Below are 25312 nucleotides of genomic sequence, written 5' to 3' on the forward strand. Positions count from 1 at the left end.
CGCCCCCTGTGGGGGCGGGCCGTTCCGGTGTTCGGGGGTCCGGTCAGGACTGGTCGGACCGGCTGCGGCGCAGCATCGCGAAGCCGAGGCCCGCGGCGCCCACCGCCGCCATGCCCCCGCCGGCGGCGAGCATCAGCGTGCCGTCGCCTTCGGCGGACACCGGCGCGACACCCTCCGCACCGGCCTTCACGCCGCCCTTCGGCACGACCCGCTCGACGGCCTTCTTCTCGACCGGCTCGGCGACGGGCTTCGCGTCCTTCGTGGCGACCTTGCGGTCCTTGCCGCCCTTGTCCACCTCGTACTTCTCGATCAGCTTGCCGCTGGTGAAGTCGTAGACCCAGCTGTTCCCGCCGTTCTTGCCGTCGATGACGACGAACTTCACGCGCTTCCCGTCCTGGACGAGCTCGTACGTCCAGCCTTCGTTCGTCGCGGTCGGGTGCTTCAGGTCGATCGTCCCGAGGAGGGTCCCGTTCGGCATCGAGAGCTCGACGCGCTTGCCGTTCGGGCCGTCGATCAGCCGCGCGTTGCGCCCGTCGGGCATGGCGACCTGGACGACGTTCTCCTGCTTCTCCACCGGCTTCGGCTTCTCGACCGGCTTCGGCTTCTCCACCGGCTTGGTCGCGCCCTCGATCCACGAGGTGACGGTGCCGTTCGGCTGGAGGACCACGTGCAGTCCGTTGTTCTGGCCGGCGGCAGGCTTGCCGTCCTTGCTGACCAGGGTGTCCAGCTTGACGTCACCGGCGAAGATCTCGGCCTCGAAGTGGCCCTCACCGATCTTGTAGACCTTGGCGACCGAGCCGTCGGCCAGCTTCACGGTCGTGACGTAGGCCCGGACCGAAGGCTTCACGGGCGGGGTGGTCGGCGGCGTGGTGGGCGGCGTGGTCGGCGGGACGCTCGGGTCCACCTGCGGCTGCTGCGGGTCGACGGACGGCTGCTCTACGCCGGGCAGGACCTGCGGGTCCGGTACCGCCGGGGAATCCGCGAAGGCGGACCCCACGGGGAGAGCGAGGACGGCGGCCGCACCGGCCACGACAGCGGCGGTACGGAGGGTGGTGCGACGGTGCGGGCTACGCATGACGGGGCTCTTCTCGTGCTCGTTCGTGCTTCGTGGCGGTGGCTACGTCTACGAAGCTACGGAGCCGGTATGTCCGTATTCCGTCGGAGATGTAACGGACACCAGCAGACTGCCGCGCAGCCACGTAACCCGCCCCGATCCCACCCAGGAGCCGCCCCGACCCCACCCTGAGAGGCCCTCCAGGTACCCCCTAGGGGATGTCACAGCTCAGCCGCAAAGGGGGCTTCTTCCCCCGGCCCGGCCACCCGCCCGCCCGGAAGCGGGTACTTTCGATCACGTGGCTGGATTCAGGATCGGACGCGGCCGGGACAACAACCGCACCCCGCAACAACCCCCGCGGCAGCAGCCGTACGGCTCGCAGCAGGCGCCCCAGGCGCCCGCACCGTACGGCCAGCAGCCCTACGCACCCCAGCAGTGGCCGCAGCAGGCCGCTCCCGGGGGCCACGGCGAGCCCGAATACTTCGACCCGCACGGCGGTCACGCCGGCCAGGGTCGAGGTCAGGGCCAGGGATACGGCTACGGCCATCCCCCCGTCCAGGGAGCCGGCGGCCCGAGCGACTCACCCGGGTACACCCAGGCCTTCGCCATCGGCGAGGACCCGTACCCCTACAACCAGGGCGCGACCTACCAGGCGGGCGCGGCGCAGGCCGCCGCCCCCACCGGTCCGCGGCTGCCGTGGAAGGAACTGATCCGGGGCATCGTGACCCGCCCGGGCCCGACCTTCCTGCAGATGCGCGACTACGCCGTCTGGGGGCCGGCGCTGATCGTGACCTTCCTCTACGGGCTGCTCGCGGTCTTCGGCCTCGACGACACCCGCAACGACGTCATCAACGCCACCCTCTCCAAGGCCGTCCCGATCGTGCTCTCGGCGGGCGTGGCCTTCGTGATCTGCGGCCTGGTCCTCGGCGCCGTCACCCACACGCTGGCCCGCCAGCTGGGCGGCGACGGGTCGTGGCAGCCCACGGTGGGCCTGTCGATGCTGGTCATGAGCCTGACGGACGTCCCGCGCCTGCTGTTCGCCATGTTCCTGGGCGGCGACAACATGCTCGTCCAGATCCTGGGCTGGGCCACCTGGGTGGCGGCCGGCGCGCTCTTCACCTCCCTGATCAGCAAATCGCACGACCTGCCGTGGCCGAAGGCCCTGGGCGCGTCGGCGATCCAGCTGATCGCCCTGCTGTCGATCATCAAGCTGGGCACGATCTAGCGCCCGCACGCACGCACACGGAGGGGCCCGCCGCGCACCGCGCGACGGGCCCCTCCGCACACTCGCCACACTCGCCCTCAGGCGTCGAGAACCTGTCCCTCACGCCTCACGACGGGCGGTTCGACCGACCAGGGGAAGTTGACCCACTCGTCGGTCTTCTTCCACACGTACTCGCACTTCACGAGCGAGTGGGACTTCTCGTAGATCACGGCGGACCGGACCTCGGCCACGTGCCCGAGGCAGAAGTCGTGCACCAGCTTGAGCGTCTTGCCGGTATCGGCGACGTCGTCGGCGATCAGCACCTTCTTGGCGGTGAAGTCGATCGCCTCGGGGACGGGTGCCAGCATGACCGGCATCTCCAAGGTGGTCCCCACCCCGGTGTAGAACTCCACGTTCACCAGGTGGATGTTCTTGCAGTCGAGGGCGTACGCCAGACCACCGGCGACGAACACGCCGCCGCGGGCGATGCTCAGGATGATGTCGGGCTCGTAGCCGTCGTCGGCGATGGTCTGCGCCAGCTCGCGCACGGCCCGGCCGAATCCCTCGTAGTCGAGGTTCTCGCGTACTCCGTCACTCATGCCTCGTGCCTCACCTGGGTCCGGTGGAAGTTCTGGAAGGACCGCGAGGCCGTCGGGCCGCGCTGGCCCTGGTACCGCGATCCGTACCGCTCGCTCCCGTAGGGGAACTCCGCGGGCGAGCTGAGCCGGAACAGACACAGCTGCCCGATCTTCATACCCGGCCAGAGCTTGATCGGCAGCGTGGCGAGGTTCGACAGCTCCAGCGTCACGTGGCCCGAGAACCCGGGGTCGATGAAACCGGCGGTCGAATGCGTCACCAGACCGAGGCGGCCCAGGCTGGACTTCCCCTCCAGTCTGGAGGCGATGTCGTCGGGCAGCGAGATGACCTCGTAGGTCGACGCGAGTACGAACTCGCCCGGGTGGAGGATGAACGCCTCGTCACCGTCCGGCTCGACCATCCGGGTCAGATCGCTCTGCTCGGTGGCGGGGTCGATGTGGGCGTAGCGGTGGTTCTCGAAGACCCGGAAGAACCGGTCGAGACGTACATCGATGCTGGAGGGCTGCACCATCGACTCGTCGAAGGGGTCGATGCGAACCCGTCCGCTGTCGATCTCGGCCCGGATGTCTTTATCAGAGAGAAGCACGTCCCGAGGATACGCAGAGCGCGCGGGCCGCCCCAATCGAGGCGGACCCCCGCGCGCCGGTGTCTACCGCTTCGGCGCCGCTCCCACGGGCACGGCATGCCGCAGCCGCGCACAGCGCGGGCACCGCAACAGCCGCCCCGGCCCGATCCGGCCGGCACCGAGGTGCTGCAGCGGGAACGAAGCGGTGCTGAATACGTGCCCTTCGGCACAACGGACGACGGTGTGCTCCATCGAGTCCCTTTCCCCAACCAGCCGTACTGCGATGAATCGCCACATTAGGGGATGAACAAGACCCACTCCAGCCGCCGCTCCGCACGCATACGGTACGCCCCAACTCCCGCCCCCACGCCCCTCCGTGCACCCCGCACGCGACACCACTCCCGGGACGAATTCACCAGGGGTCGATCATGGGGTAGGGTGAGAAACGATAGCGCGCCAGGCAACTGGGCCACTATGCGGATGTAGTTTAATGGTAGAACATGAGCTTCCCAAGCTTATAGCGCGGGTTCGATTCCCGTCATCCGCTCCACAGCAAAGCCCCAGGTCAACGACCTGGGGCTTCGTCGTTGTCTAGACCTCTCCGGCCTCGCCGTGCCCTCCGCGTGCCCCAACTCGCAGGAATGCCCTGCTCGGAGGGCCTTCCGTGCACCACCCGCACCACTCGGACGCGGAATCGCCTCGGATCGCGGGACGCATTTCATGTGACCCGCGCCACATGAGCGCTCGGATTCGCCTGTTCGCAACCCTGAAGGCAGCCCTCAACCACACCGCCCGCACGGCGAAGTTGGCGACGGCGCAGCGCTCCCTCCACCCCTCCGAATGCCCCCGAAGGCACTCCCCGTCGAAGCGCCGGCGGGCCCGCCCCGATTCGGCAGATGATCACGAGTGGTGACAAGTAGGTGACGCGTTGTCAGTGGCGAGTGCTTTCATGGATCCGGTGCGCAGGGAGGCGCATCGCGACTGGTGGGGGGATACAGCTGTGCCCTGGATCAATGACTACTTCCGAGGAGACGGCACTCGGGTCAAAGGCCACGTCCGGCTACCTGCCGGTGCCCGGCGGGAGACCGCGACACTCGGCCTGATCGTCGCCGGAGTGATCGTCTTCGGGAACGGCACAACATCTGCGGGGGCCGGAGCGGGCTCGGGTCAGGAGTTACCCAGGCCGCAGTCGACGGTGGTCTACCCGATCAAGTGGCCGGCGTGGGAAAACCGCCCAGCACCCCAACCCATACCGACGGTCTCCTATCCGATCGTCTTCCCCAGCACAGGGAACGGCCGGTGACCCGCCGCCCCGCTCGACGCCGGCCGAACCGAGGCAGTCGGCCGCGTAAGCAGAAGGGCTCCGACTTCCAGTTCTTCTTGATAATCGGGCTCGTCGGCATTTGGGCATCCGGCTTCCTCATGTCGGTGCAGTCCTGGTTGTCCGACCACCTTTGGGTCCTCGCTCTCCCGGTCGCAGCTCTAGCGGGCGCGATCGCCACGGGGATGCACCTGCAGAAGGAGCGAGCCCTCAGGGAGGCCGCTCGAGCCCAGGGACTCCGGTACGTGGTGGAGCACCTGGACGGCCTGCACTACACCCAGTTCGAATACGCCGTGCGAGACCTACTCCGTCGAGACGGCTGCCAGGACGCAGAGCAGGTCGGTAGAGGTGGCGACCAGGGAGCCGACGTAAAGGCCACAGACCCCTTCGGTCGACGTTGGGTGATCCAATGCAAGCACCGCAAGGACGGCTGGTCTGGGTCCGCGGTCGGCACCCCCGACCTCCAACGCCTCAACGGCACGGGACGCCAGATCCACAACGGCGACGTCATCGTCATGCTCACCAATGGCCGCTTCTCTAAGCAGGCCCCCGACTTCGCCAAGTCTCAGCGCCTCCACCTCGTCGACCGCTACCTCCTCGCCCAATGGGCCAACGGCTCACGCCCACTGTGGGAACTGCTCCGCGCCGTCCCACCGCCCCGAAACAAGAGCTCGAAATCTCCGGCTGCGCAACATCGATCAGACAGAGGAACATCGTCTCCCTATGAATGAGATCCGAGTCGAGGCCGTCTACCAAGCATCAAGCGAGCCGACGGTCGGCCGTATGTGCGACATCGATATCGCCCTGGCGTCTCGGCCGCTAACGACCACGGTGGGCGCATTCGATGTTGTACTCGCGTTCCCAAAGTTCGAAGGACGACTCCCTGCCGAGGGATACCACGGATGGTTGGGGGACGAAGACGCGCCCGTGGCACTGTGTCCGACGCACTTCACGGCACACACCGTGTTCACGCTTCCTCCCGCCCTTGATGAGCCGATCGTCCAGGCAGAGCTGAAGGCTGCCGTCGCAGCCATCAGATTCGCCGCTGCACGCCTGTCTGACGCTCTGCGGGTCGAACAACCGAGCGTGGGCATGGTTGGTCATATACCGAAGGTTCTCTCCCTCACAGCAACGAACATCACCCAGGGCCTCCCGCTGACAGTGCCTGAACCCCTCAACCCGGGCTATCCCATTGTCCGAGGGCTGCCTGTCCTCACCGCCGACATCGCAATGAGCGCACTGCGCGACGGACTGCCGCCCGCACGAGCGCTGCTCTCGCAGGCGCGATACCTCACGCAGTCGACCAACAGCCCACAGCCAGGGACTGCAATTCTGCTGGCCGCAGTGGCGGCCGAGACCTACGCCAAAGAGTCGCTCAAGTCACGTCGTCCTCCAGGGTCCATACCCAGCGTGCGGTCACTCCAGCAGACGCACGGCGCCGCTGTCGCTCTCTATGGTCCGATTGCAGAAGTGGTGATCGGGCGATCCCTCGAGCAAGACGATCCCGCTCTCTGGTCAGGCCTCGGAGAGCTCTTCACGGCTCGGAACAAAATGGCGCATCAGTTGACGACGCCCACACATCCTGATGCGAGGCAATTGGTCATCGCTGCGATGAGAGCCATGGACTGGCTCGGCTAGGGACCCGCTACTGGCTCATCAGGGCAGGCAGAACGCTCGTCACCCGACTCATTCGGTGCTGCAAGACCGATGCAGTCTTGCGGCACCGAATGAAGACGGGGTGATGCCCTACGTGTCGTACGGACGCCCGACTGGTAGACCACGACGGCCGCCCTGCCCAACCATGTCAGACCACCTTCGTTGAATCGGTCTTGCCAACCCCGAAGGCTCTCTGGCGAGCAGCCCGTACCCGCGCATCGATGCCTCCAGCGACCTCCTGCTGACGGTCGTCGTCGGAGTGCTGGTAGATCATCGCGGCCTTCTCCGAGGACTGGCCGGCGCGGACCATCGTGTCCTTGAGCGTGGCCCCCGACTGCGTCGACAGGGTGTGTCCCGTGTGGCGCAGGTCGTAGAAGCGGAAGTCCTTCGGAAGGCCTGCCTTCGCGCGGGCCTTGGCCCACTTGCGGCCGAAGGACGTGCGCCGGAACGGCGCTCCCTTCTCCCCCACGAACAGCAGTCCGTCGGGCTCCTTCTCGGCGAACCAGTCCAGGTGCCGCTTGACCTCCATGGAGAGGAAGGCCGGCAGGTGGATCGTGCGGACGCCCGCCGCAGACTTGGTGTCGCCCTCGACGCGGCGGCCGGTGTTCAGCTCAGGGGCCGCCTCTGTGATCCGTACGGCGAGGGGATCGAGGGTGACCGAGGTCCGGCGCAGGGCGGCCTGCTCCTCCGGGCGCATCGGGCCGTAGGCGCAGAAGTAGACCATCAGCCGCCAGCGCGGGCCCATGGCTTCGGCGAGTGCGTCGACCTGGGCGACGGTCGCGGTCGGGCGCTCCTTGGCCTGCTCGCTCCCCGCGCCCCTGATGCGGCACGGGTTGCGGCGGATCAGCTCGTCGTCGGCCGCCGTCTCCATGATGGCCTTCAGCAGCCGGTAGGACTTGGCGACGGTCGTGGAGCCGGTGGCGGCCAAGCGCTCGGCCCGCCAGGTCCGCACGACCGGCGGGGTGATCGCGTCCAGGTCGAGGTCGCCGAAGCCGGGGAGGACGTGCAGGCGCAGCAGGCGGCGGTACAGCTCATCCGTGGTGGTGGCGAGGCCCCGCTCGTCGACCCACTTGAGCGCGTAGGCCTCGAAGTTGACCTTGCCCACGTCCGGGTCGGTCCAGTGGTTGCGCTGGATGTCCGCCTTGGTGAGGGTGAGCCAGTCCTGCGCGTCGGTCTTCGTCGCAAAGGTCTCCGGGGCCGTGCGGCGGCTGCCGTCGGGGGCCCAGTAGCGCGCCTGCCACCGGCCGGACGGGAGCTGGCGGGTGGTGCCGAATTCGCGCCGCCGCTGCGGCTTGCGGGCCGTCATCAGGCCGCCTTCCCGAAGCGGGAGCGCGCTTCGCGGAGGGTGGGGACGGTGCTCGCGTCGACGTACGCGGCCAGGACGCTGTCGGCGATGCGGACGTGCTTGCCGAACTTGGCGTAGCCGATGCGGCGTTCCTGGATGAGGCGCCGGATGAAGCGCACGCCGGTGCCGAGGCGTTCGGCGGCCTGCTCCACGGTGAGGAAGGTGTCGGGGGTGGTCACCTCCTTCGCGGTGCGCGGGCGCTGGGTGGAGGTGTGGGGTATCGCCTGGTGGCGCAAGCAGTGCTCCGGTTTCTGGCCGGGCTGGCGGGGGCGGCAACCCCCTGAGCCGGCTGTGTGTCGTTCAGGGATGGGATGGGCGGTACTGCGGCTGCGAGCTGAGGGTTTGCGAGCCCAGGGCAGCGGGATGAGGTGGGGTGCGGCTACGCGCCTGGAGGCTGTCCGTACCGCTCCGTGTTGACCTTCATCGCCTCGGCGGCGATGGCGTTGGAAACCATCGCGTCGGCCTCGGTGGCGATCTCGGGGTGGTCGGCCAGGTAGGCCGCGAGGTCGTCCCGCGCCTGGGCGGCTTCGGCGCCGGCACGGAAGGAGGCCCGATAGGTGGCCACCACGTTGTCGATTAGCTCCATGGCGCGGCCCATCGCCGCCAGGCTCGGCGGCCCGACGAAGTTGCTGAGCGGGACGCCGAAGATCTCGGCGAAGCCGATGGCCTCGTCGAGGTTGATCCGGCGCTTGCGGTTCTCGATGCGCCAGACCGCGGACGGGTTCATGTCGAAGCCCGCCTCGTTGAGCAGGTCAGACAGCGCGGTGGTGCTCCAACCGCGCTTCTCCCGCTCCAGCTTGATCCGCACGGCGGCGTTCTCCTCGCCGCTGAGCAGCACCCCCTCGGAGGCGTCGCTCTCGTCCTGCGGCATCACCCCTCCCTTCTGTCGCTGCGTCGGCCACGGTTTTGCGGCATGCCAAAACCATACATCATCTTCTGCGGTTCGCACAGACCTCTGCCAACCGCATAATATGTGGTACAGTTCGATCACCCTCAGAAGACCGCAGCGATCCCCTGGAGTCCGCGACCCCTTACCCAGACATGCAAAAAGCCCCCCGGTGGTCCAACACCGAGGGGCCCAAAGCGCAAACCTCACGCCGCCCATCCCTGAACGACTGACCTGCGAGGCCGGGATTGCCGTCCCATGTGGCCCGCACGTAGAGGAGCTTCTTGTCCAGTATGGACGACCCCCTGCCGAACCCGCCACACCTCGCCGCGATGGACATGACCGCCGTGCCGCCGCACGACGCGGACGCGGAGGCCGCCGTCCTGGGCTCCTGCATGCTCAGCGCCGACATCGTCGACGCGGTCCGCAACCTCCTTGAGGGGCCGGACTTCTACCGCCCCGCACACGAGACCGTGTGGCGAGCGATCCTGGCGCTGCGCAGCGAGGACAAGCCGACCGACCCGATCGTGCTCAGCAACCGGCTGGGCGAGCAGGGCGACCTGGACCGCGTCGGCGGCGTGGCCTACGTCCACCGCCTCGCCGACGCCACTCCCGCAGTCAGCGGGGCGGTGCACTACGCCGGAATCGTGCGGAGAAAGGCGGACCTGCGGCGCCTGCGCGCCTCCGGCATGCGCACCGTGCAGCGGACCATGGAGCCGGGTGCCGACCCCGATGCGATCCGCAGCGAGGTCGCGGCCGAGGTCCGCGCCGAGGGCGAGCGCGCCCTGGCATCCGGGCAGGGGCGGCTGTCCCGGTTCCACCGACGGATGGAGCTTCGTTACCGAATCCGGTGCCGACACCGACCCGCTGTGGGGCACCCGCGAGCAGACCGCCTGGGCCTCCGGGGAGAGTCTGATGCTCGTCGGCGCTCCCGGAGTCGGCAAGACGACCCTCGCGCACCAGGTGGTCTTCGCCCGCCTGGGCCTGGCCGACAGCGTCCTGGGCATGCCGGTCGCACCGGGAAAGCGGGTGCTCTACCTGGCACTGGACCGGTACAAGCAGATCGCCCGCGCCCTGGCCCGCCGTATCCAGCCCGAGCACGAGGCGAGGCTGCGCGACGGATTGGCCGTCTGGCAGGGCCCGCTGCCCGCGACGCTCGACAAGGAGCCCGACCTCCTGCTCGACCTCGCCAAGGCCCACGGGGCCGACACGATCGTGATCGACAGCCTGAAGGACGCGGTGAGCACCCTGGTCGACGACGCCCTCGGCGTCGCCTACAACAACGCCCGCCAGCGAGCCATGCGCGACGGAGTCGAGGTCATCGAGCTGCACCACCAGCGCAAGGCCGGCGAGGGCACACCGCGCGCCCAGAAGCCGACACTGGACCGGGTCTACGGCTCCACCCACATCGTCTCCGGCGCGGGCAGCGTCCTGTACGTGGGCGGGGAGGCCGGTGACCTCGCCGTCACGCTCCACCACCTCAAGACCCCCACGGGAGAGATCGGCCCGCTCCAGGTCATCCACGACCACGAGCGCGGCATCAGCATGGTCGATCCCGCGCTGGATCCCGTCGAGATCCTCCGGGGGCGCCCCGACGGACTGACCGTCCGCGAACTCGCCCGCATCGAGAGCGGCGAGAACAACCCCGACCGCGCCGCCACCGAGAAGGCCCGACGCACCCTGGACCGCATGGTGAAGACCGGACTCGCGGTCAAGGCCGAGGGCGCCGCAGGCGGCAGCGGAGGCGGCCAGCAGGCCCGCTACCGCGCCTCCGCCAGGCACATCAGCGCCGTCTCGTAGCGCTGCCGCCGAGGTCCGCGAACCGTGCACGGGGGCGTACACGCGCCCTTGGGGCACGCCCCCGTCCACACGGTCTCGCCGACGTACACACTTCACACAAAACCGCAGGTCAGACGATCACGCACCCGTACACGCCGTACACGTGCCAGAGCGTTCACGCGCGAGCCCCCCTTTAGAAGGGGGCTCGCGTGTACGCCCCCTCCGTGAACGCCGTGATCGTCGCCTCCAGACCCCACCAGGAGAACCCCTCTGCGCACCAACCCCACATCCCTCACACGCCCCTCCACCTCTGCAGAAGCAGCCGGGCGCTACGTACTCGCCGCCGCCGGCGGCGTCATCATCGTCCTGACCGCCGCCGGGTTCTGGCTCTCGTACGCGCACCTGGCCGAGGTCGCCGGAGCCCACGGCCTGGACGCCTCCCCCATCCGCCAGTGGGCATGGCCGGCGACCCTCGACGCCTTCGTCGTCATCGGCGAACTCCTCATGCTGCACGCCGGGCTCCGTCGGGAGCCGGACGGGTGGGCCATCGCGCTGACCGCCACCGGCTCGGTCGGGTCCATCGTGCTCAACGTGGCCGGGGTCAGCGGCACCGGCGACGCCCCGGTCCCCGTCCTCGACTACGTGGTCGCCGCGGTCCCGCCGACTGCGGCGCTGCTGGCCTTCGGCGTGCTGATGCGGCAGATCCACCGCCTCGTCGCCGCGCCCGCCCCGGACACGAACGCCACGGTGGCGGAGGCCCAGGAGCCTCGTTCGGCGGGCCCAGAGACTGTGGACAGCCACAACGACGCCCAGACGGATCGAAGCGCCACACCCGCGCCGGGGACGCTCGTCGCCGAACCCCCTCCGGACCAGCTCGCCCGGTGGCCAGCCGTGAGCGCGACGCCCGCCGACGAAGTGGCGGTAGGCACCGAGGACGTGGCGTCGCCCACGAAGCCGGCCAAGCGGGCCGATAGTCGGCTCCCAAAAGCTTCGATGGAGGAGGTCCTCGACATCGGCCGCACGGCCAAACTCGGCTCGAAGGGCCGAATCTCCCGCCGCCACATCGAGGCGGCCGTCCGGGCCAAGGGCTTCTCCATCAGCCGGGTCCGAGCACAGGACGCCCAGCGCATTCTGCAGGCCGAACTCGACGGGACCAGCGAGACCACGTCCTGATCAGCCGTATTCACGGCACCCGCCCCGCAGCGACTCACCCCACACGGGAGCACCACATGCATGACCAGCTGGACCCTTCGCCCCTCAATCCGGAGGAGACCATTGCAGCTTCAGGCGGAGCAAGTTGGAGGTTCGGACACTCCCCCGTCGGGGGTGCGTCCGAACCGAAGCCCGCCCCGGGGGTGGCGGACTCCGTCCCGCGCCAGGGGGCACGTCACGGGGAGGCTGCGACCGAGGGCGGACCGCAGCCAGACGGGTACCGGGGCAAGCCCCGTATCCGCGCTGACGAGCAGCGCACCGCGCGCAGCGTCCGTCTGAGCGAACCCGAGTACCTACGCATCGCCGCCGGCGCCAAGGCCGTCGGCATGAGCGTCGCCGGGTTCCTCGCCCACTCCGGTCTCGCGGCAGCCCGTGACCAACACCGAACGGCCGCCGCCATCGCCACCGAGCAGGACGTCCTCACCGCGCTTTTCGCACTCCGGCGCCAGCTCGGCCACGCCAACAACAACCTCAACCAGGCAGCCCGCGCCCTGCACCTCGGCCTCGTCCCCGAAGACCTCGACGCGACCATCGCCGCCGTCCACCGCGCCGCCGATGGCGTCCGCCAGGTCACCGCCCGCATGACGAACCCCGACGAAGGAACCCAAGCCGCTTGATCCCCTCCGTCCAGAAGCAGGGCACCAGCACCGCTGGTCTGCTCGCCTACCTCTTCGGCGCCGGCCGCAGTGAAGAGCACGTCGACCCACACCTGGTCGCCTCCTTCGACGGCCTCGCCCCCGACCCCGGCCGCGACCCCGGCGCCACGGAGGAAGACCTCCAACAACTCCTCGACGAACCCCTCCACCTCCTACCCGCGGGCACCCGCCCGGACAAGCACGTCTGGCACGCCTCCGTACGTTCCGCCCCCGGCGACCGCACCCTCACCGATGACGAGTGGGCGGACATCGCCCGCCGTGTCATCGCCGCCACCGGCATCGACCCCGGCGACGGGGCGGGCTGCCGCTGGGCGGCCGTGCGCCACGCCGACGACCACATCCACCTCATCGCCACACTCGTACGCGAAGACGGCCGCAAGCCCGACCACCACCGCTCCGGCCAGCGCGCCCAGACCGAATGCCGCCGCATCGAGGCCGACTACGACCTGTACCGCGTGGCGCCCGGAGACGGCACCGCCGCCAAGCGCCCCACCAGCGCGGAACGCCACAAAGCCCAGAGCCGAGGCCGGGACCGCACCGCCCGCGAGGAACTGCGCGAGAGCGTCCGCCAGGCTGCTGCGGGCACCGCCTCGGAGACGGAGTTCTTCGACCGCCTCGCTTCCGTCGGCCTCCTCGTGCGCCGCCGGACCGCCCCGTCCGGCGACACCCTCGGCTACACCGTCGCCCTGCCCGGGGACCGCAACAAGGAAGGAGCGCCCGTCTACTACTCCGGGTCGAAGCTGGCCCCCGACCTCTCCCTGCCACGCATCCGCGAACGCTGGACCGGCTCACCGACCCAGCCGACTCCCGCCCAGGCCAGCCGTCCCGCAGCCGCGCGCCGCCACGCAACCGAAGCCGTCTGGCAGGCCGTCCTGCTCATCGACCACGGCGACGACGGGACCGTGGCGGCCCAGATCGCCGCCGCCGGCGAGGTCCTCGACGCCCTCGTGGAGACCGCCCCCGCACGCACCCGCCACCAGCTGAGGCTAGCGGCCACGGCGTTCGAGCGGGCGGCCCGCTCCCACGTACGCGCCGAACGCGGCCACGACCGCGCCCTGCGCCAGGCCGCCCGGAACCTGATCCAGGGCGGTCCGGCCCTGGGCCGAGGCGAAGACGGCGCCACAGCCGCGATGCTGATCGACATGGCGTTCTTCCTCGCCACCGCCGCCGCTAACTGGCACGCCAGGAAGAACCACGCCCAGCAGGCTGTCGCCGCGCTCCAGGCAGCCGAACACCTCCGCGGCGCCTACCGGACAGCCGCAGCCCAGCCCATGGCCGTCCTCCAGCAGCGCGGACGCCACATGGCCCAGCCTCTGCAGCGCCAGCACACAGCGGCCCTGCGCTACGCGATCCCAGACCTGGCGGAACAGATCCTGGCCGAGCCCGGCTGGCCGGCCCTGGCCGCCACCCTCGCCGACGCCCAGGCCGCCGGCCACAGCCCCGTCGACCTGCTCACCGAAGCGACCCAGCGCAGGGAGTTGGGCAGCGCCACGTCCATCAGCGACGTCCTCGTCTGGCGGCTCCGACGCCTCGCGCAGCTCCCCGCCGACCCCGCGGCCGCACGCCCCCAAGCCGTTCGTGCCCACAAGGCCCCCGCGCCGCCGTCCACCACGCAGACGGCCATCAAGGCCGCCGGCGACAACGCCCGCCGCCGCTGAGCCGGCCAATCGTGGCGCCCCCTATATCCGACGATCCGGGATTATCGAATTCCGTGATCCTCCGGAGCATTGAAGGTGTCACCACTCATCGCCCCGCAAGGAATCCCCGCATGCCCAACCCGAATCCCGTACCGGAACCATCGCGCCCGATGTGCGTCACGAGCATCCAGGGCCGCCCCGCCGCTCCCGCATGGCCCGTCGGTGCAGAGCACCCGATCGCCCAGGCCACACGCGTTTTCCGCCACCGCTGACCGGAGCGCGCGGCGCAACATAGCCGACGATCCCCGGTCAGCCAAACCGGGGAATCTCCAGACACTTGAAATATCGCCCTTCCCGCACACCTTCGAGGAGCACTCGCATGCCCGAAACCGAAATCCGACCCGCCGTCGTCGCCCTGCTCTGCGACTCCGACTTCACATTCCGGCGGGACACCAACACCTGGTCCCACATAGACGGCCGCCCCTTCACCAAGGAGGAACAGGCCACCGCCCTGAACGCCACCCGCGCGGAGTTCGAAGACTTCGCTGCACAGCACACCCGCTTCATGGAGTATCTGCGGACGAAGGAGCAGGCTCCGGAAGCCCTCCAGCAGTTCCTCGCACCGTTCATGGACCAGCTCAGCACCAAGACCCTCGGCAATGCCGTCGAGCTCATGACCGAGGCCGAAAGGGCCCAGTTGGACCAGCTGCTTGGCCGCATGATCGAGCCGCCTCGCCGCTTCACCGCGTACACCTTCTGACCAACACCGCCCACCGGGGCCAATACGATTCCGCGTTGGCCCCGGTGGCATGTCCGCATGTCGTACGGCTAGACCACGACCCCAGCCCCGAGCATGCCGACGCCGACAGCGCCCCGCAGAACGTGGGCGATCTCCTCGGGCTTGAGGTCGATGCCGTCGAGCCCCTCCGCGGTCAGCGGGATCTCCTCCAGCGCGTACTCGCCACGGCCCTCGGCACTGAACTCGGGACCGGTGCGGTCCTCGAAGGACCACGTCGCGATGCGGGCGAGGTAGAAGAGCTGACGCTCCTCGTCGGACTCCATCGTGTGCAGGAGGCGGACGATATCGGCCTTCCCCGCGATCTCCTCGTGGATCTCCCGATGGAACGCGGCCTCCCGGGACGCGTCACTCTCCTCGACCCCGCCGCCGGGCAGCACCCAGTACACGGGGATTCCGGGCTTGGTCCGGCGGATGACCAGCATCGTGTCGTCCGCGGTGACGAGGACGGCTCGGACTCGTTCGATCATTTCGCTCTGTCTCCTCACTTGTTGGCGGTCTCAGTGCAGCAGCCAGCCGCCGGCGACGTGGACAGATGCCCCGTGATGAACGACGTTCAACGATGCGGGGGGGGGGGGGTCGCTACGTGCCGATGCAGTAGAGCTGGCCCGTCGACGGGCCACTGAGGTCTGACACGCCGAACACAGAAGCAGTTGTGCAAGAAGTTCGACATCAACTAAAGTCAGGGCCGCACTGGAATGCTTCGATGCGTAGTCCGACCCTAGGAGTCGTCCGCATGAGTGTGCCTCCGTCGCCGTGGGCGACCGACGTGTTCGGCGATCAGGCCGCTGCTGTACGCCTCGGCGTCGGACAGGGCCTTCGCAACATGCAGGCCAACGCACAGGCCGCACAGGAACAAGGCGCAGCTCGCACCACTCGCGCCTACGGCACCAGCCGGTACGAGAACCAGTACGAGCGGCTGCAGGACGAACTCAAGGACCTGCCGGGCGCCCGTGCGGTCCAGCCCTTCGGGTTCCCCTACGAGCTGATGCTCATCGGCAACGGACTGATCTACCCGTTCCGGTACGCCAAGACCAAGTCCGACGTACGCAGCGCGCGCATCCCCAACGAGACGCAGCTGGTGAAGGAACTCTTCACCTTCGCGCCGACGCCGAAGCACACCCAGGATCCGTTCGACCTCGACTTCGGGGCTGCTGTCACGGTCGCTGAACCGCGTGGCGCCCTGGCCACGATCCCGCCGGACACCCAGCTGATCCTGGTGCCCTTCGCCTGCAACGCCTCCGAACTGCTGGAGGCGTACTGGGGCATCGCAGCTCTCGGGATGAACCAGCAGCTGGAGTGGACCACGGATCCCGAGGCGCTCCACCTGCCGCAGGCGGTCACCTCGTACACGTCGCGGCCGATCATCATCCCGGGCCAGATCACGGCGCACACCAGCTTCGCCGACGGAACCGAACCCACCCTTACGCTGTCCTCTCGAACCGCCTCGGACCGGGCCCTGCACGTGCCCGCTCAGACCGAGGCAGAACCCGTCGAGGACCAGACCAGCGAAGACGATGCGACTCACTAAGCAAGACCTGATTCCCGGTACGGAAGAACGAGGCGCCACGCCGCGTGCCATCTCCGACGGCTTCGATCCCACCCGGCTGACGCAAGCCCGCCGGCTGGCGGAGATGACGAAGAAAGACGTGGCGGCGCAGCTCGGAGTGACACCTGCCGCGGTGGGTCAGTACGAGACGGGGGTCTCCAAGCCACGGCCTGACCTGATTCCCCGTCTCGCGGAGATCCTCGGAGTTCCGGTGACGTTCTTCCTGTTGGGAAGGCCGGCCAACCGGCTCGACGCCTCCATGGCGCACTTCCGAAGCCTGCGCAGTACGCCGAAGTCCCAGCGAGAGCGTGCTCTCGCCTTCGCCGAGCAGGTCTGGGAGCTCACCTACGCGCTTGAACAGCGGATCCAGTTGCCCCTCGTGGATCTGCCCGGCTTCGCTGGCGGGGAGGTCCACCCCGGCGAGGAGTTGTCCACCGATCCCGCGTCCGCCGCCCGCGAGCTCCGCAAGCGCTGGGGTCTCGGCGACGGCCCTGTCACGCACCTGGTGAGGCGGATGGAGTCGCACGGCATCGTTGTGGTGATGCCGCCTGCCAGTGACCCTTCCGCTGCCAGCGTGGACGCGTTCTCCACCCGGGCCGCGCGGCCGCTCGTCGTTCTGACCGCCAACCGGGCGGACGACATCTACCGGCACCGGTTCACCGCCGCCCACGAACTGGGCCACCTCGTCCTTCACGGCGACGCCACCGGCGACAGCCGCCAGGAGAAAGAGGCTGATGCCTTCGCGGCCGAGTTCCTAACGCCCCAGTCCAGCATCCTGCCCCTGCTGCCCAGGCGGATGGATATCGCCCGGCTGGCTGAGCTGCGAGGTGTCTGGGGGGTCTCCCTCCAGTCGCTCGTCTACCGATGCCGTGAGCTGGGACTGATTTCCGACGCCACCGCCAGCAGGACGTACCAGCGCCTGCGCGCGCTCGACGGCCAGCCCGGCTTCACGCCGGAATCAGTTTCGAACTTCTCCGGTGAGCAGCCCTCGCTGCTTGGCCAGGCCTTCGACCTGGCGGCCAAGGAAACGAATCTCTCGGTGTCCGAGCTGGCACATGAACTGGCCTGGACTAACAGGCGCGTTCGAGATCTGCTCGGCGTCCAGGAGAAACGGCCCGTACTCCACCTCGTTCAGTAGCGCGAAATCTCAGAGCATCGGCACAGTGTTCTCCGACTGCGCCGCGCCTCAAGGACGTTCGCCCTCGGTACGGATGTCTGGGGCCAGGAGTTCGACCGCCTCCAGCCAGGGGAAGCGGTCGGCACCTCCGCCGGACTTGGGAGGGTGGGGCTGGTAACTGCTGACCAGGACGCCCATCTCCCGGAGCTCGGCCAGGCTTCTCTGGTACGCCCGGTGAGCGGCGAGGGCGCTGTTCACGTACGGGAGGACCACGGTCGGGACTCCCATGCCGGTGGCCTCGCACAGGATGCCGAGGGCGAGGTTGTCCGCGAATCCGGCCGCCCACTTGTTGACCGTGTTGAAGGTGGCCGGCGCGACGGCGATGGCGTCGGCCGGCGGGAACGGCCGCGCCTCGCCGGGTGAGCGCCACGCCGAGCGGATCGGGTACCCGGTCTGGGCCTCGACAGCCGCGGCGTCCAGGAAGCCGAGCCCCTGGGGTGTTGCGACCACACCCACGTCCCAGCCCCGCTCCTGTGCGGCGCTGATCAGTCTGCCGACATCGTCAGCCACCCCGGCCGCGCACACGACGACGTACAGGAAGGGCTTGCGCTGCGGCTCGGTCACGCGGGTACTCCCAGTCGGCGGCTGAAGTGGTGGAGCTCTGGCAGCGTACGACGGCGGTCCCGGGCGGCCATGTCGGCGACCAGTTCGCGGACAGCGGGACGGCGTACATCCTGGGCGGCGCAGGTCTCGGCGATCCGCAGGGCCTGATAGCCGTCGGCGAGGCGGCCCTGCTGGGCGTAGGCGCGGGCGGTCTCGATCCAGAGGGCGGCTCGGCGCTCGGGGACCGGGATGTGGCGGCGCATGAGCGGGCGGGCTGCGTCGAGTGCGATGCCGGCGTCGCCGAAGGACACGGCGGCGCTGATCTGGTGCAGCGTGACGTTGGTCGGGCTGAAGTTGGCCCAGACGTCCGGCTGGTCCAGAGCGATGTACTGCGCGACCTCTTTCGCTTCGGCGACGAACTCGCTGGTCGCGGCTCGGTCGCCGGCGCGGCTCGCGGCCGTGACTCCGCGAAGCAGGAGCAGGCCGAGGACGGCGAGATGGTGCGGAGAGCGGCGGTCGTACGAGCCGGTGAGCTGGGAAGCGGTGTGCTGGATCAGCGTGACCGCCTGGCGAGCATGCTGCTCACGCACCAGGACGTGCGCCTGGAGCCGAACGCTGGCGGCGAGGACGAGCGGGTCACCGAAGCGCTCCGCCTCGGCCATGGCCCGGCCGACGGCGAGCCACGCCGTACCCGCGTCTCCCCGCTTGAGGAAGAGGCTGGCCGATGTCTGGTAGGCAGTGGCCAGGAAGCGGGACACCTCCTCCGGCTGCCCTGAGCTGCGGGCCGCTTGGCGCAGATCCGTGATCAGGCCGGGAAGCGTTCGCTCCAGCTCCGCGTAGTCGCATGTGGTCAGAAGCTGCCGCACGTTCATGGCTCGTTGCCGAAGCTGTTCCGCGGAGGGCGACTCGGTCGTCGAAGCCGCCAGCACGCCGGGAAGTAGAGCCTGGACCAGGGCCGGATGCGCCGCCGCCACGGGTACGGGAGTAGCGAGCATGGTGACACTGGCGGCAAGCAGGGTACGGCGGCGCAGCATGTCCTCTGTCTCCGGATCGTCGGGCTCGGCTTCCAGGGCGGTCTCCGCCAGCCCGAGGTGGGCCGGCGGGATCCGCAGGACGCGGGCGACTTCACGGAGGACTCGGATGTCCTCGGTTCCGCGCCCGCCCTCCAGGCGGCTGATCTTCGACTGGTGGTAGCCGAGATCGGCGGCCACGTCCGCTTGTGAACGGCCCCGTAAGACCCGCGCTTGGCGGAGCAGCTCACCGATGCGGTGTGCCTCGCCCTGTGTGTCGGCCATCTGCGCCACGGCCCCTTCTGCCGAGACCGATCCTGCCTGCTCAACCGAGCCTAACGGCAGGGAACTTGTCCGCCATGCACAACGTGCATAAGCGATGCAGCGCCCGCACAGGACATCGCGGAGCCCATCCCCGAACCGGTTGCCTGGTGGAACCGCACCCCTCCAGGAGGAGTTGATCGTGGCACTCACCCAAGCCTCTGCATCGAACCCTGAGGTGATCGCCGTACGCCCTGGGAGCCCGCTGTCCGGCTCCGTCCGCGTCGACGGTTCCAAGAACGCCGCCCTGCCGATGCTGGCCGCAGCGGCGGCCGTGCGACGGACGGTTCAGCTGGACAACGTCCCGGCCAGCGCCGACGTCCAGTCCATGCTGGCACTGCTCCAGGGAGCCGGCTGGCATGTCGCTCAGGCCGTCGGGCAGCAGGGCAGCCTGCTGGTCATGGCACCGGAGACCGCACCCACTGCTCCCGATCTGGGCCGTGCCGCGGGTATCCGGGCTTCCTACTACCTGGTGCCCGCCCTTCTCGCCCTACAGGGCAGCGCCCGGCTGCCCTGGCCCGGTGGCTGCCGGATCGGGGAGCGCGGGATGGACCTGCACTTCAAGGTCTACGAGGCGTTCGGCGACCGCGTGACCGTCCAGGACGCCGGTTACATCGTCGAGGCCGGTGAACGGCGTACCGGCGGGGTCTCCCTCGCACTGCCCTTCCGGTCGCGCGGCGCGACGATCGCCGCCGTGCTCCGTGCGGTCGTCTCCGGCCGGGCCTTGCGCCTGGGTCTGCCGAACCTGTCGCCGGAAGTCCTCGCTGTGCTGGACGCCCTCGGCTCGGCGGGTTGGGAGGCCCGGGTCAGTGAGCAGGTCCTCGACCTCACGACCGCGGTGGTCCCCGCCGAGATCCCCGCCTGGCGAGTACCGGGCGACAAGATCGAGGCGGGGACCCTGGCCTGTGCCGTGGCCGCCACCGGGGGCAACGCTCGGATCGAGGGCATCCGCGGGCGCGACCTCGTGCCGTTGCAGGCCGCGCTCCAGCGTCTGGGCATCCCTACCTCAGTCCGAGACGAGGCCCTCCTCGTTGACGGCGGAAACGCCCGGCCGACAGGTCAACCCTTGCGGGCCATCGCCACCCTGTCGCCGGGCGGCCTGGACGCGGACTTCGAGCCCCCGCTGATGGCCCTCGCCCTGAGCCAGCCCGGCACGCACCTGTTCGCCGATTCGATCAACCCGGGCCGCCACGGCAACCTGCTTCCTCAGCTGGCCAGGCTCGGCGCCAAGATCGAGGAGATCTCGCCCACCGAGTGCCGGCTGACCGGGCCGCAGCGCCTGACCGGCGCCGGTGTCGAGGCCACGGACATCCGCACCGGATCCGCCCTGATGGTCGCCGCTCTGACCGCCCGAGGGGTCACCACCCTCGGCGGTGTCGACCAGCTCCGGCGAGGCCACGCCGACCTGCCCGGCAAGCTCCTCCACCTCGGCGCCGACATCTGCGAGGTCACCCCATGACCACGAGCCGTTCGGTGCGCCAGATCATGGCCACCACCGACGTCCACTCCGCCCTCGGCGCGGGCGACCTGCTGCTCGGCCACCTTCACCAGTCGCGAGCGGACAATCTCCTGTTCGACTGCGGTGACTTCTTCGAGGGCACCGGCTACTACCGGCTTGGCCAGGGCGCCCTGGAACGGGAGATCCTGCTCGGCCTGTACGACGTCATCGCGCCGGGGAACCACGGCTGGCCGCATTACTTCGAGCCGGTGCTCCGCCGAAGGACCGTGTGCGCGAACACGGTCGACGCCGCGAGCGGCAGCGCCCTCTTCCAGCGCCTGCGCATCGTGGAGGTCGCAGGTCGGCGTACGGCCGTCACCGGGGTGATCGGTCTCCAGGCGTTCGACTCGATCCCCGTCGGCCAGCGGTCCGGACACCGGGCAACCGACCCGGTGCAAGCGCTGCGCGAACTGATGCTCGCGCACCACCACGAGGTCGACTCCTGGGTGCTCCTCAGCCACTCCGGCTTCGAGGAAGACCTCAAGCTCGCCGAAGCCTGCCCCTTCCTGGACGTCATCTTCGCGGGCCACTGCCACAGCCGGCACACGGGCCCTGCCCGCGTCGGCAACACCGTCGTCCTCAAGGGCCGCGAACTCGCCGTCGGCTACGCCATCGCGGCGCCCGGTTCCGCCGGCTGGGTCGGACGTACGGCCCTGTTCCCAGACTCCGCCGAGGCCGTAGCACCGGACCTGCCGCTTGAGCTGGCCTCCTTGCGGGACCGCATGGCCATGGTCGAGGCCCAGCTGGCTGAACCCCTCGGACGGATCGCGAAGCCCTACCGAAATCACCAGCTCGACCGCCGGGCCCTCCTCCAGGTCGTCGCCGACCGGCTCCACAGCGGACTGGGCAGGGAGGCGGTCGTTCTGAACGAGACCACCGTTCGCACGACCCTGCTCGGCGAGGTCCTGACCACGGGTGACCTGCTGACCATCGAGCCATTCGCGAACACCCTGGTCGAGGCCCGCGTCGCGCCGGCCCACCGCCACGATCCCGAGGCCCTCATCGCGCACCTCGCCGAACGGGTCGGCCCACTCGTCACCTCCCCCGACCCCCTTCCGGCCGGGCTGACGAGCGTGCTGACCACCGACTACTTGGCCGACAGCTGCCTCGACGGCCGCACCCACCCCGCCGGCCTCGGCCTCGGCTCGGCGATCCGGAGCATGCTGACGAACGGAGACGACCAGTGATCCTGACCGGCCCCGAGATCACGTCCGCGTCGCAGGACGGGCGGTTGCGCATCAGTCCGTTCCTGCCCACCCAGGTCAACCCGAACAGCTACAACGTCCGCCTTGGACCGGTCCTTCTCACCTACACGGAGGAGGTCCTGGACTCCCATCGCCCCAATCCCACGCGCCGCATCCAGATCGGTGACGACGGGTACACGCTGCAGCCCGGCGAGCTCTACCTGGGGCACACCCAGGAGGAGGTGGGCTCCGACTGCTTTGTCCCGCTGCTGTTCGGCCGTTCCTCCGTGGGCCGCCTCGGCCTCTTCGTCGAGATCACCGCACCGATCGGGGACATCGGGTTCCACGGCCAGTGGACGCTGATGCTCACCCCAACCCGTCCCGTCCGTATCTACGCCGGGATGAGGATCGGGCAGATCATGTTCTTCGTCTCCGAAGGCGCGGTAGACCTGTACGCGGGCAAGTACCAGGCGGCCTCCGGTCCCCAGTCCTCCGCCTACTGGCGCGACCTCGACGCGTCGGAGGCGGCGTCGTGATCCTGACCGGACGTGCCATCGCCGCCGCCCACGCCGCGGGCCACCTCGCCATCGACCCGTACGACCCGAGGCGCCTCTCCCCTAACGCGTACGACTGGCGACTGGGAAGCAACCTCCGGGTCTGCGAGGGGGACCTCGACGCCGCCGTTCCCACCGCCTTCCGCGAGCTTGCCCTCCCCGACGACGGATACGTCCTGGAGCCCGGCCACCTCTACCTCGGCCACACCCTGGAGCGCACAGGCTCCGAGACCTACGCCCAGCTCCTCAACGGCGACCGGACCACCGGATCCCTCGGCATCTGGGTCCACGTATCGGCGCCGCTCGGGCACCAGGGCCACGCGATCCGCTGGACCCTGGAGATCCGAGCCACCCGCCCCGTACGCGTCCGGCCCGGCATGACCTTCGGCAAGCTCGTCTTCCTCCGCACCCATGGCTCCCCCGCCAGCTACCAGCAACACGGCCTCAAGTACCGCACCAGCGAAGGCATCGAGACGTCACGCCTCTACGAGGAGAACCCCGGAGGCCGTCGATGAACGCCCTCGTCGCCACCGCCCTCGACCTGCCGTACCCCAGCCCCGGCGGCAGCGTCGAACTCTTCCTCGACCTCTACACCGGCGCACAACCCGCCATCCCCGCCCGTGCCTTCATGCTCGCTCCCGACGGTCCCCGACCCCGCACGCCCGCCGGCCTCGACCTCCTCCACGCTTCAGGCAAGTCCATCAGCGGACCCGCCTTCAGCCGCTACATCACGAACCTGCGCCACGCCATGACGACCGCCATCGACCCGCGTCAGATCGGCATCCTGCACCTGCACCACCTGGCCTTCGGCGCCACCCCCGCTCTCCTGCGGGCGCTGCCCGCTCACCCGCGGATCGCATTCGTCCACGGCACCGACCTGCTGTATGCCGAGAACCACAGCACCCAGCTACGCGTCCTGCGCGAGGCCGCCTCCGAAGCCGACGCGATCGTCGTCCCCACCGGTGCCATGGCCGACCGCCTCCTCAAGCTCACTCCCAAGACGGACAGGCGCAAGATCGAGAAGATCCCCTGGGGCGTCCCCGACCACCTCCTGACCAGCCCACCACCCCGGCCCGCCCGGCGCCCCGCCAGCCATCTGCGAGTGCTCTTCGCCGGGCGCCTCAGCTCCGAGAAGGGGCTCGAACCCCTCCTGCAAGCCATCTCGGCCACCCCCTCGGTCGAGCTGAGCATCGCCGCCCCGCGCGCCCAGTTCCACGACCTCACGCCGGTCATCCGCCAGCATGGTGTCCACGTCCGCTACCTCGGCTGGTTCCGCCGGCAACAGCTCTGGAAGGTCTTCGCCGACCACGACGTCCTTGCCGTGCCCTCCACCACCCTGGAGGCCATGGGGCTCGTCGCGCTCGAAGCCCAGGCTTGCGGACTCCCTGTCCTCTACCAACCCGTCCCCGGACTCAGCGAAGCCCTCTCCGGCAGCGGCCTGGCAACCGACTTCACCAACGCCACCACCGCAGCCCACGACCTCCACCGCCTGCGCACGACACCCGGCCTGCTGGAGATGCTCAGGGCATCCGGCCGCACCAACGCCGCCCGCTTCCCTCTCAGCACCACCGTCGCAGCCATCTCCGATCTCGGCCGACGGCTCGCCTGACCCCGCCTGTGGCGCAGCGGGCACTGCCCTGGCCGCGTCACTAACCTGGCCAGTGGACCACCCGCGACCCACGACGATCGGGAGACCATGACCCACACCAGCGACCGGATCGAAGCCCTCCTGCAGACCGGAGTGCGCGACGAGGTCTACCCCGGCGCGGTGTGGGCGGTCGGGGACGCCGACGGCATCCAGGCCAACGGAGCTGTCGGCCTCCTCGACCCCACCCAGCCGGACGAGCCGATGCGGCTGGACACCGTCTTCGACGTGGCCAGCCTCACCAAGATCCTTGCCATCTGGTCAACGATCGGCACCCTCGTGGATGAGGGGAAACTCCAGCTCCACGCTCCCCTGGGCGCCTTCTGGGACGAAGTCGCGGGTCACCCCCTGGCCGAGGCCACGACCCATCACCTGCTCACCCACACCGCCGGGCTGCCCCTGCGTGCCAACCTCAAGAACCTCTACGGCACCGACCCCCAGGACATCCGCGAGGGGGTCCTCCACGAGGCCCTCCACCGCCCGCCCGGCGAAGCCGTCGAGTACACCGACCGAGCCGCCCTCATCCTCGGCTACCTCGCCGAGCACCTCGCGGGCCAGCCCCTGGACCAGCTCGCCACCGACCGGATCTGGCGCCCACTAGGCATGACCGGGACCCGCTTCGGCCCCCTCCCCGATACTGAGGCGGCGCGCTGCGCCCCCACCGAGTACGACGACACCACCGGCACCCACCTCAAGGGCACCGCCCACGACTTCTCCGCCCGTCTCCTCGGCGGCGTCTGCGGCATTGCCGGCACCTTCTCCGTCCTCGACGACCTCGCCCTCTTCCTCCGCCACATGCTCGCTCCCACCCAGGCCGCCTTCGGCCCGACCTGGATCGAGGACTCCCTCCACATCCACACTGGCGGGCTCACCCCTGCACGCGGCCTCTTCTGGCACCCGGCCCCCGGTACCGACCCCGCCGAGGACGTCTGGGTCCACTACGGCTTCACGGGCACCGGCATGTGGATCAACCCGGTCCAGCGCCGCTGGGCCGTCCTCCTCACCAACAAGATCCGTCTCAGCCGCGACCGCGAGCCGCTCACCACTGTCCGCAACGCTTTCCGGGCAACCGCGTTCAGCACCGACGCTTCGCAGCAGCCGTAGCCGTAGTCGGACCGAAGGA

At 69.5% G+C, this 25312-nt stretch carries 24 protein-coding genes, 1 tRNA gene and 1 pseudogene; 17 read left to right on the plus strand and 9 right to left on the minus strand.

Translation table 11 applies throughout. The annotated features are described in order from the left end of the window. Positions 1-43: 43 nt before the first annotated feature. Positions 44-1075, minus strand: a complete 1032-nt coding sequence (locus ACFVX6_RS31100) for a hypothetical protein (RefSeq protein ID WP_389697111.1) — start codon at positions 1073-1075, stop codon at positions 44-46. Between the two features lie 277 nt (positions 1076-1352). Here ACFVX6_RS31100 and ACFVX6_RS31105 point away from each other — a divergent pair, with 277 nt between their 5' ends. Beyond that, complete coding sequence (locus tag ACFVX6_RS31105) at positions 1353-2279, plus strand: Yip1 family protein (RefSeq protein WP_389697113.1); 927 nt, start codon at positions 1353-1355, stop codon at positions 2277-2279. Positions 2280-2356: 77 nt separating this feature from the next. Here the strand turns inward: ACFVX6_RS31105 and ACFVX6_RS31110 are convergent, their stop codons facing one another. Both ACFVX6_RS31110 and dcd (ACFVX6_RS31115) read right to left on the minus strand, forming a co-directional pair. Beyond that, on the minus strand, positions 2357-2857 hold the full coding sequence (locus ACFVX6_RS31110) for a phosphoribosyltransferase (RefSeq protein ID WP_389697115.1): 501 nt from the start codon (positions 2855-2857) through the stop codon (positions 2357-2359). Beyond that, entirely contained in the window at positions 2854-3441 is a 588-nt protein-coding gene (gene dcd / locus ACFVX6_RS31115) for a dCTP deaminase (protein WP_053675430.1), read from the minus strand. The genes ACFVX6_RS31110 and dcd (ACFVX6_RS31115) overlap by 4 nt, the downstream gene beginning before the upstream one ends. A gap of 455 nt (positions 3442-3896) precedes the next feature. Here dcd (ACFVX6_RS31115) and ACFVX6_RS31120 point away from each other — a divergent pair. The 3 genes from ACFVX6_RS31120 (at position 3897) to ACFVX6_RS31130 (ending at position 6379) form a co-directional block, all read left to right on the plus strand. Next, positions 3897-3970, plus strand: a tRNA-Gly gene (locus tag ACFVX6_RS31120). Positions 3971-4986: 1016 nt separating this feature from the next. Next, on the plus strand, positions 4987-5472 hold the full coding sequence (locus ACFVX6_RS31125) for a restriction endonuclease (protein WP_389697117.1): 486 nt from the start codon (positions 4987-4989) through the stop codon (positions 5470-5472). Next, a complete protein-coding gene (locus ACFVX6_RS31130; protein ID WP_389697119.1) occupies positions 5465-6379 on the plus strand; it encodes a hypothetical protein in 915 nt (304 codons plus the stop codon). The genes ACFVX6_RS31125 and ACFVX6_RS31130 overlap by 8 nt, the downstream gene beginning before the upstream one ends. 166 nt (positions 6380-6545) lie before the next feature. Here the strand turns inward: ACFVX6_RS31130 and ACFVX6_RS31135 are convergent, their stop codons facing one another. The 3 genes from ACFVX6_RS31135 to ACFVX6_RS31145 all read right to left on the minus strand — a co-directional run bounded on the left by ACFVX6_RS31135 (position 6546) and on the right by ACFVX6_RS31145 (position 8613). Next, a complete protein-coding gene (locus ACFVX6_RS31135) occupies positions 6546-7703 on the minus strand; it encodes a tyrosine-type recombinase/integrase (protein ID WP_389697121.1) in 1158 nt (385 codons plus the stop codon). Continuing rightward, a complete protein-coding gene (locus tag ACFVX6_RS31140) occupies positions 7703-7978 on the minus strand; it encodes an excisionase family DNA-binding protein (protein ID WP_389697122.1) in 276 nt (91 codons plus the stop codon). Before ACFVX6_RS31140 ends, ACFVX6_RS31135 begins: the two co-directional genes overlap by 1 nt. 143 nt (positions 7979-8121) lie before the next feature. Continuing rightward, complete coding sequence (locus ACFVX6_RS31145; protein WP_389697124.1) at positions 8122-8613, minus strand: helix-turn-helix domain-containing protein; 492 nt, start codon at positions 8611-8613, stop codon at positions 8122-8124. A 347-nt stretch (positions 8614-8960) separates the two neighbouring features. Here ACFVX6_RS31145 and ACFVX6_RS31150 point away from each other — a divergent pair. From ACFVX6_RS31150 to ACFVX6_RS31170, 5 genes and pseudogenes are all read left to right on the plus strand, one after another. After that, positions 8961-10428: pseudogene (locus tag ACFVX6_RS31150) on the plus strand (DnaB-like helicase N-terminal domain-containing protein). Positions 10429-10773: 345 nt separating this feature from the next. After that, complete coding sequence (locus ACFVX6_RS31155) at positions 10774-11580, plus strand: DUF2637 domain-containing protein (protein ID WP_389697172.1); 807 nt, start codon at positions 10774-10776, stop codon at positions 11578-11580. Positions 11581-11762: 182 nt separating this feature from the next. Then, positions 11763-12236: a plasmid mobilization protein gene (locus ACFVX6_RS31160; RefSeq protein ID WP_389697126.1), complete on the plus strand. Its 474-nt coding sequence runs from the start codon at positions 11763-11765 to the stop codon at positions 12234-12236. Next, positions 12233-13933: a relaxase/mobilization nuclease domain-containing protein gene (locus ACFVX6_RS31165; RefSeq protein WP_389697128.1), complete on the plus strand. Its 1701-nt coding sequence runs from the start codon at positions 12233-12235 to the stop codon at positions 13931-13933. The genes ACFVX6_RS31160 and ACFVX6_RS31165 overlap by 4 nt, the downstream gene beginning before the upstream one ends. A gap of 358 nt (positions 13934-14291) precedes the next feature. Next, on the plus strand, positions 14292-14672 hold the full coding sequence (locus ACFVX6_RS31170) for a hypothetical protein (protein WP_389697130.1): 381 nt from the start codon (positions 14292-14294) through the stop codon (positions 14670-14672). A gap of 68 nt (positions 14673-14740) precedes the next feature. On the opposite strand, the gene ACFVX6_RS31175 is transcribed toward ACFVX6_RS31170, so the two are convergent. Then, complete coding sequence (locus tag ACFVX6_RS31175) at positions 14741-15178, minus strand: NUDIX domain-containing protein (RefSeq protein WP_389697132.1); 438 nt, start codon at positions 15176-15178, stop codon at positions 14741-14743. A 266-nt stretch (positions 15179-15444) separates the two neighbouring features. Between ACFVX6_RS31175 and ACFVX6_RS31180 the strand changes: the two genes are divergently transcribed. Together ACFVX6_RS31180 and ACFVX6_RS31185 are read left to right on the plus strand one after the other, a co-directional pair. After that, entirely contained in the window at positions 15445-16239 is a 795-nt protein-coding gene (locus ACFVX6_RS31180) for a hypothetical protein (RefSeq protein WP_389697134.1), read from the plus strand. Further along, complete coding sequence (locus ACFVX6_RS31185; protein ID WP_389697136.1) at positions 16226-17395, plus strand: helix-turn-helix domain-containing protein; 1170 nt, start codon at positions 16226-16228, stop codon at positions 17393-17395. Before ACFVX6_RS31180 ends, ACFVX6_RS31185 begins: the two co-directional genes overlap by 14 nt. 48 nt (positions 17396-17443) lie before the next feature. On the opposite strand, the gene ACFVX6_RS31190 is transcribed toward ACFVX6_RS31185, so the two are convergent. Beyond that, positions 17444-17998 carry a flavoprotein gene (locus ACFVX6_RS31190; RefSeq protein ID WP_389697138.1) on the minus strand — a complete coding sequence of 185 codons (555 nt, stop codon included), beginning with the start codon at positions 17996-17998 and terminating at the stop codon, positions 17444-17446. Next, the gene (locus ACFVX6_RS31195; protein WP_008741440.1) at positions 17995-19272 is read right to left on the minus strand and encodes a helix-turn-helix domain-containing protein; all 1278 of its coding nucleotides are present in this window, start codon (positions 19270-19272) and stop codon (positions 17995-17997) included. Before ACFVX6_RS31195 ends, ACFVX6_RS31190 begins: the two co-directional genes overlap by 4 nt. Positions 19273-19486: 214 nt before the next feature. On the opposite strand from ACFVX6_RS31195, the gene ACFVX6_RS31200 reads away from it, so the two are divergent. The 6 genes from ACFVX6_RS31200 (at position 19487) to ACFVX6_RS31225 (ending at position 25293) form a co-directional block, all read left to right on the plus strand. Beyond that, positions 19487-20767: a UDP-N-acetylglucosamine 1-carboxyvinyltransferase gene (locus ACFVX6_RS31200; protein WP_389697174.1), complete on the plus strand. Its 1281-nt coding sequence runs from the start codon at positions 19487-19489 to the stop codon at positions 20765-20767. Continuing rightward, positions 20764-21993, plus strand: a complete 1230-nt coding sequence (locus ACFVX6_RS31205) for a metallophosphoesterase (RefSeq protein ID WP_389697140.1) — start codon at positions 20764-20766, stop codon at positions 21991-21993. Before ACFVX6_RS31200 ends, ACFVX6_RS31205 begins: the two co-directional genes overlap by 4 nt. Then, positions 21990-22526, plus strand: a complete 537-nt coding sequence (gene dcd, locus ACFVX6_RS31210) for a dCTP deaminase (RefSeq protein WP_389697142.1) — start codon at positions 21990-21992, stop codon at positions 22524-22526. Before ACFVX6_RS31205 ends, dcd (ACFVX6_RS31210) begins: the two co-directional genes overlap by 4 nt. Continuing rightward, positions 22523-23059, plus strand: a complete 537-nt coding sequence (locus ACFVX6_RS31215) for a deoxycytidine triphosphate deaminase (protein WP_037793183.1) — start codon at positions 22523-22525, stop codon at positions 23057-23059. Before dcd (ACFVX6_RS31210) ends, ACFVX6_RS31215 begins: the two co-directional genes overlap by 4 nt. Beyond that, complete coding sequence (locus ACFVX6_RS31220) at positions 23056-24153, plus strand: glycosyltransferase family 4 protein (RefSeq protein ID WP_389697144.1); 1098 nt, start codon at positions 23056-23058, stop codon at positions 24151-24153. Before ACFVX6_RS31215 ends, ACFVX6_RS31220 begins: the two co-directional genes overlap by 4 nt. 87 nt (positions 24154-24240) lie before the next feature. Then, positions 24241-25293 carry a serine hydrolase domain-containing protein gene (locus ACFVX6_RS31225; protein ID WP_389697146.1) on the plus strand — a complete coding sequence of 351 codons (1053 nt, stop codon included), beginning with the start codon at positions 24241-24243 and terminating at the stop codon, positions 25291-25293. Positions 25294-25312: the final 19 nt, after the last annotated feature.

The organism is Streptomyces sp. NPDC058289, from assembly GCF_042880975.1.
Taxonomy (GTDB): Bacteria; Actinomycetota; Actinomycetes; order Streptomycetales; family Streptomycetaceae; genus Streptomyces; species Streptomyces stoeckheimensis.

Excerpts from the sequence above, each read along its gene's own strand:
- ACFVX6_RS31220 (WP_389697144.1), top strand. The coding sequence starts at position 23,056 with ATGAACGCCCTCGTCGCCACCGCCCTCGACCTGCCGTACCCCAGCCCC.
- ACFVX6_RS31175 (WP_389697132.1), bottom strand. The coding sequence starts at position 15,178 with ATGATCGAACGAGTCCGAGCCGTCCTCGTCACCGCGGACGACACGATG.
- ACFVX6_RS31130 (WP_389697119.1), top strand. The coding sequence starts at position 5,465 with ATGAATGAGATCCGAGTCGAGGCCGTCTACCAAGCATCAAGCGAGCCG.
- ACFVX6_RS31195 (WP_008741440.1), bottom strand. The coding sequence starts at position 19,272 with ATGGCCGACACACAGGGCGAGGCACACCGCATCGGTGAGCTGCTCCGC.
- ACFVX6_RS31145 (WP_389697124.1), bottom strand. The coding sequence starts at position 8,613 with ATGCCGCAGGACGAGAGCGACGCCTCCGAGGGGGTGCTGCTCAGCGGC.
- ACFVX6_RS31170 (WP_389697130.1), top strand. The coding sequence starts at position 14,292 with ATGCCCGAAACCGAAATCCGACCCGCCGTCGTCGCCCTGCTCTGCGAC.
- ACFVX6_RS31180 (WP_389697134.1), top strand. The coding sequence starts at position 15,445 with ATGAGTGTGCCTCCGTCGCCGTGGGCGACCGACGTGTTCGGCGATCAG.
- ACFVX6_RS31100 (WP_389697111.1), bottom strand. The coding sequence starts at position 1,075 with ATGCGTAGCCCGCACCGTCGCACCACCCTCCGTACCGCCGCTGTCGTG.
- ACFVX6_RS31135 (WP_389697121.1), bottom strand. The coding sequence starts at position 7,703 with ATGACGGCCCGCAAGCCGCAGCGGCGGCGCGAATTCGGCACCACCCGC.
- ACFVX6_RS31185 (WP_389697136.1), top strand. The coding sequence starts at position 16,226 with ATGCGACTCACTAAGCAAGACCTGATTCCCGGTACGGAAGAACGAGGC.
- ACFVX6_RS31205 (WP_389697140.1), top strand. The coding sequence starts at position 20,764 with ATGACCACGAGCCGTTCGGTGCGCCAGATCATGGCCACCACCGACGTC.
- ACFVX6_RS31110 (WP_389697115.1), bottom strand. The coding sequence starts at position 2,857 with ATGAGTGACGGAGTACGCGAGAACCTCGACTACGAGGGATTCGGCCGG.
- ACFVX6_RS31225 (WP_389697146.1), top strand. The coding sequence starts at position 24,241 with ATGACCCACACCAGCGACCGGATCGAAGCCCTCCTGCAGACCGGAGTG.